Source organism: Streptomyces sp. P17 (assembly GCF_032436805.1).
Classification (GTDB): domain Bacteria; phylum Actinomycetota; class Actinomycetes; order Streptomycetales; family Streptomycetaceae; genus Streptomyces.
Window position 1 is genome coordinate 1 of the sequence record NZ_JAVRBF010001097.1, and the last position, 257, is coordinate 257.

The window sequence follows — 257 nt, forward strand, 5'->3', positions numbered from 1 at the left end:
GCCGCGCGGATCGGCCTGCGCATGCTGGCGGTGCGCCCCGATCGGCTGATCGAGAAATATCTCGGCTCGACCGGCAGGAATATCGGCGCGTTGTTCGATGCGGTTGCGCCCTACAAGGAAGGCGATTCCTTCGTGCTGTTTCTCGACGAGTTCGATGCCGTCGCCATCACCCGCAAGGAGGCCGAGCGGTCGGCGGCCGAGGAGCGCAACGCCTGGGTCAACACGCTGCTGCAGCGGATCGAGCAGCATGACGGATT

1 protein-coding gene is annotated in these 257 nt (G+C 65.0%); it reads left to right on the plus strand.

From position 1 onward, the window contains the following. Positions 1-257, plus strand: a 257-nt coding sequence (locus RMT89_RS44060; protein WP_315889374.1) for an AAA family ATPase, incomplete at both ends; no start/stop codon positions are given.